At 51.3% G+C, this 3,573-nt stretch carries 4 protein-coding genes and 2 tRNA genes; all 6 read left to right on the top strand.

Features of this window, described 5'->3' with window-relative positions; all coding sequences use genetic code 11:
* The coding region (gene ybgF, locus ACTG33_RS16710) for a tol-pal system protein YbgF (protein WP_439136351.1) at positions 1 to 855 on the top strand (855 nt) is incomplete at its 5' end.
* A 197-nt stretch (positions 856 to 1,052) separates the two neighbouring features.
* On the top strand, positions 1,053 to 1,703 hold the full coding sequence (gene queE / locus ACTG33_RS16705; protein WP_439136350.1) for a 7-carboxy-7-deazaguanine synthase QueE: 651 nt from the start codon (positions 1,053 to 1,055) through the stop codon (positions 1,701 to 1,703).
* Positions 1,684 to 2,499 carry a substrate-binding periplasmic protein gene (locus ACTG33_RS16700; RefSeq protein WP_439136349.1) on the top strand — a complete coding sequence of 272 codons (816 nt, stop codon included), beginning with the start codon at positions 1,684 to 1,686 and terminating at the stop codon, positions 2,497 to 2,499. Before queE ends, ACTG33_RS16700 begins: the two co-directional genes overlap by 20 nt.
* A 9-nt stretch (positions 2,500 to 2,508) precedes the next feature.
* Positions 2,509 to 3,186: a 7-cyano-7-deazaguanine synthase QueC gene (queC, locus tag ACTG33_RS16695; protein ID WP_439136348.1), complete on the top strand. Its 678-nt coding sequence runs from the start codon at positions 2,509 to 2,511 to the stop codon at positions 3,184 to 3,186.
* Positions 3,187 to 3,299: 113 nt separating this feature from the next.
* A tRNA-Lys gene (locus ACTG33_RS16690) sits at positions 3,300 to 3,375 on the top strand.
* A gap of 125 nt (positions 3,376 to 3,500) precedes the next feature.
* A tRNA-Lys gene (locus tag ACTG33_RS16685) sits at positions 3,501 to 3,573 on the top strand.

The following is a 3,573-nucleotide window of genomic DNA, read 5'->3' as shown; positions in this document are numbered from 1 at the left end:
GCTCTATTGGCAGGGCCGGTACTGGGTGTTTCCTCGGTCAGTGCACAGGTGCAGGTGGTGGATTCTCCGAATCGTCTTTTGACGCCTAACAGGGATGTCTCTGTACAGGCTCAGAGTGGGACTGTTCAAAACACCAATTCGCCTAATGCCAGTGCTTCTCCGCAAATGATGGCCGACGCCTCTGGTGCGATGTCCGCGCAGTCTTCGTCTGCCACCAGCCAGAGCGAGATGTTCTACAGATTGCAGGCTTTGCAGCAAGAAGTATCAGAGCTGCGTGGCATGGTTGAAGAGCAGGGCTATGAACTCAAACGCCTGAAGCAACAACGACTCGATGATTACCTGAATTTAGATCGTCGATTGACAGAGCTTGGGGGGAAACCCGCCGCTTCGGCGCCCGGTTCTGAAAAGTCAGATGTGCCCTCAGGTTCGCAAGCCGCTATTGATTCGCCTTCAGGTGGGTCATCTTCTGCTTCTGCGGGTGCGGATGAGATGCAAAGCTATCGCGATGCGATCGATCTTGTGCTCAGACAAAAAGACTACGATCAGGCGGTGGTTGCGTTTAATGGCTACCTCACCAATTTCCCCGACGGACGCTATGCTGCCAACAGCCAGTATTGGTTGGGTGAAATCCGTTTGTTGCAGGGCGATCTTGAAGAGGCTCGTTCGTGGTTCAGTCGTTTGCTGAGTGAATACCCGGATCATGCTAAAGCCCCGGACTCTATGTATAAGCTAGGGACGGTGTACGACAAGCTGGGTGATGCAGAAAAAGCCCGATCATTGCTTCAGGAAGTGGTGGCCAATAACGCCAACACCAATGCGGCGCGTTTGGCGTCAAATTACTTGTCTGGTATGTAAGTCGGTCTATCTCCGGTACCCGTTCAGGGTGCCGGTTCTGTTTGTCCCCTCCTGAGTTTCCCTGCCCTGGACGGCGTTCAAGTTTAGTACAAACTCCTAAAATCGATGCTTTTTGCCCGTTGTCAGGTCTGGTTCTCGCGTAAATTGCCCAGATTGGTTAAAATCCGCCCCCTTTTCATTGGTAGGCGGCCTTGTCCATGACAGATGCATCCCTTCGCATCACAGAAATCTTCTACTCCCTGCAGGGAGAGGCACGTACAGTGGGGTTTCCTACGGTTTTTGTACGCCTGACAGGTTGCCCGTTGCGGTGCCAGTATTGCGATTCTGAGTATGCATTCTTTGGTGGTGAGCGCCTCACCTTGATAGAAATTCTTGAACAGGTGAAAAGCTATAACCCCCGGTATATATGTGTCACCGGAGGAGAGCCGCTGGCCCAGCCTAATTGTCTGCCCCTGTTAAAAGCTCTGTGTGATGAAGGCTTCGAGGTGTCTCTTGAAACCAGCGGAGCCATGCCGGTTGGCGATGTAGATTCCCGAGTCAGTCGTGTTGTGGATCTGAAGACTCCCGCTTCCGGTGAGTCTTCTCGCAACCTGTATGACAACATGCCTTTACTGGGACAAAACGATCAAGTGAAATTTGTTATCTGCGATCGACAGGACTACGAGTGGGCGCGCATGAAAATTGATGAGCTGCAGTTGGTTGGCCAGGTTGGAGAGGTGTTGTTTTCCCCCAGTTACGGTCAAATCTCCCAGCGTGATCTGGCGGATTGGATCGTGTCAGATAACCTGCCGGTACGTTATCAGCTGCAGTTGCATAAGATTCTCTGGGATGACGCTCCCGGTTATTGAGGCTCGTATGTTGCGTATTCTCGTTCTGTTGATGTGTAGTGTGATGTCTTTGGTGGCCGTTGCAGCTGAACGGGATTCGACTCCGATTGTTCGCTTTGCAGCTGGGACAGTTATGCCCTGGGCCTATCTGGATAGTGAAGGCAATGAGCAGGGTTTGCTGAGCGAGTTTTCACAGGCACTGGCTTCGTACACGGAAATACCCTACACCAATATTCTGCAACCGTATCCACGAGCGCTTCAGTCCTTGGCCAGTGGCTATGTAGACTTTGCGGTGGTCTTTGAGAGCCAGTCTGTAGCTAAAACGGCTATTCTGGTTGGCGGCTTGTCTCACAGCCAGGTGTTGATGGTTGCTCGCAAGGCGGAGGCGAGCCAGTATTCGTCTCCGCTGCGGGATGGCCGAAGAGTTGGTTATATTCGAGGGTCCGATTACGATCTTAAGACACGTGATCGGGATACCCTTAACCTGTTCCCGGTTAATAATATGCAGCAAGGATTGGAAATGCTGTTAAAAAAGCGCATCGATATCATGGTCGGTACCGAAGAAGCTTTTGACTGGGCTGTGCGAGATATGCAGCTGGGCTCCGATGACTTGGCGCTGGTGAGAGTGGTTGGCGAAACCGGTGTGGGTCTGTATATGTCGAAAAAATCTTCGAATAAAAGGCTGTTGGATGTGTATCGACAGGCACTGGATGATATGCGACAAGACGGCCTGTTGGACGATATTTTCAAGCGCCACAGCCGATTTACAGTTGATGTGCTTGAGTCAAAATCCACAACGTTAAGACGCGAGAAGTAAGAGGGCCTTATGGCGAACCCAAAAGCAGTAGTTTTGGTCTCGGGTGGTTTGGACTCCACCACAGTATTGGCAATGGCTCAGAAAGAGGGGTATGACTGTTATACCCTGAGTTTTGATTACGGTCAGCGCCACAGAACAGAATTAAAGGCGGCTGAACATACAGCAAAGACCTTGGGGGCGATTGCTCACAAAGTGGTTAAGCTGGATCTGGGCACTATTGGCGGGTCGGCGCTCACCGACACCAACATTGATGTGCCTGAGGAGGAAACCGAAGGCATTCCGGTGACCTATGTTCCCGCCCGCAATACCGTATTTCTCTCGATTGCATTGGGTTGGGCAGAAGTACTGGATGCCCAGACGATTTTTGTTGGTGTCAACGCGGTGGATTATTCGGGTTATCCGGATTGCCGGCCAGCCTACATCGAGGCCTTCGAAGTGATGGCCAACCTGGCGACCAAGGCGGGTGTCGAAGGCCGAGGTCTTTCGATTGAAGCGCCTTTGATCGATCTGACAAAGGCCGAAATCGTGACTCGGGGTGTGGCGCTGGGTGTCGACTACAGCCAAACGGTTTCCTGTTACCAGGCAGATGATCTGGGACGTGCTTGTGGCAAGTGCGACAGCTGTAGATTGAGACGCCAGGGCTTCGACGAGGCCGGTCTGAAAGATCCGACCCGCTACCGGGATTGACCGGATTTTGCCCTCTGGCCTTAAGCCTTTGTTTATAGACAACAATCCATAGGAATAAATACAAAAAACCGCTTGTTTTTTAATTCGAAATCACTATTATATGCGCCTCCTTTGGGTCGTTAGCTCAGTTGGTAGAGCAGTTGGCTTTTAACCAATTGGTCACTGGTTCGAATCCAGTACGACCCACCATACAAGGCGCACAATGATACTGAGCCATCTGTGCACATTAAGGCTGCTGATTAGCAGCCTTAATTACAATTTGAGAGCTACAAACTTCGTATCCCGATCCTACCAAATCGGATACTCAAGACTTTGGGTCGTTAGCTCAGTTGGTAGAGCAGTTGGCTTTTAACCAATTGGTCACTGGTTCGAATCCAGTACGACCCA

This window comes from Pseudomaricurvus sp. (assembly GCF_965662505.1).
Taxonomy (GTDB): Bacteria; Pseudomonadota; Gammaproteobacteria; order Pseudomonadales; family Cellvibrionaceae; genus Pseudomaricurvus.
This window is presented reverse-complemented; position numbering and strand designations above follow the sequence as displayed.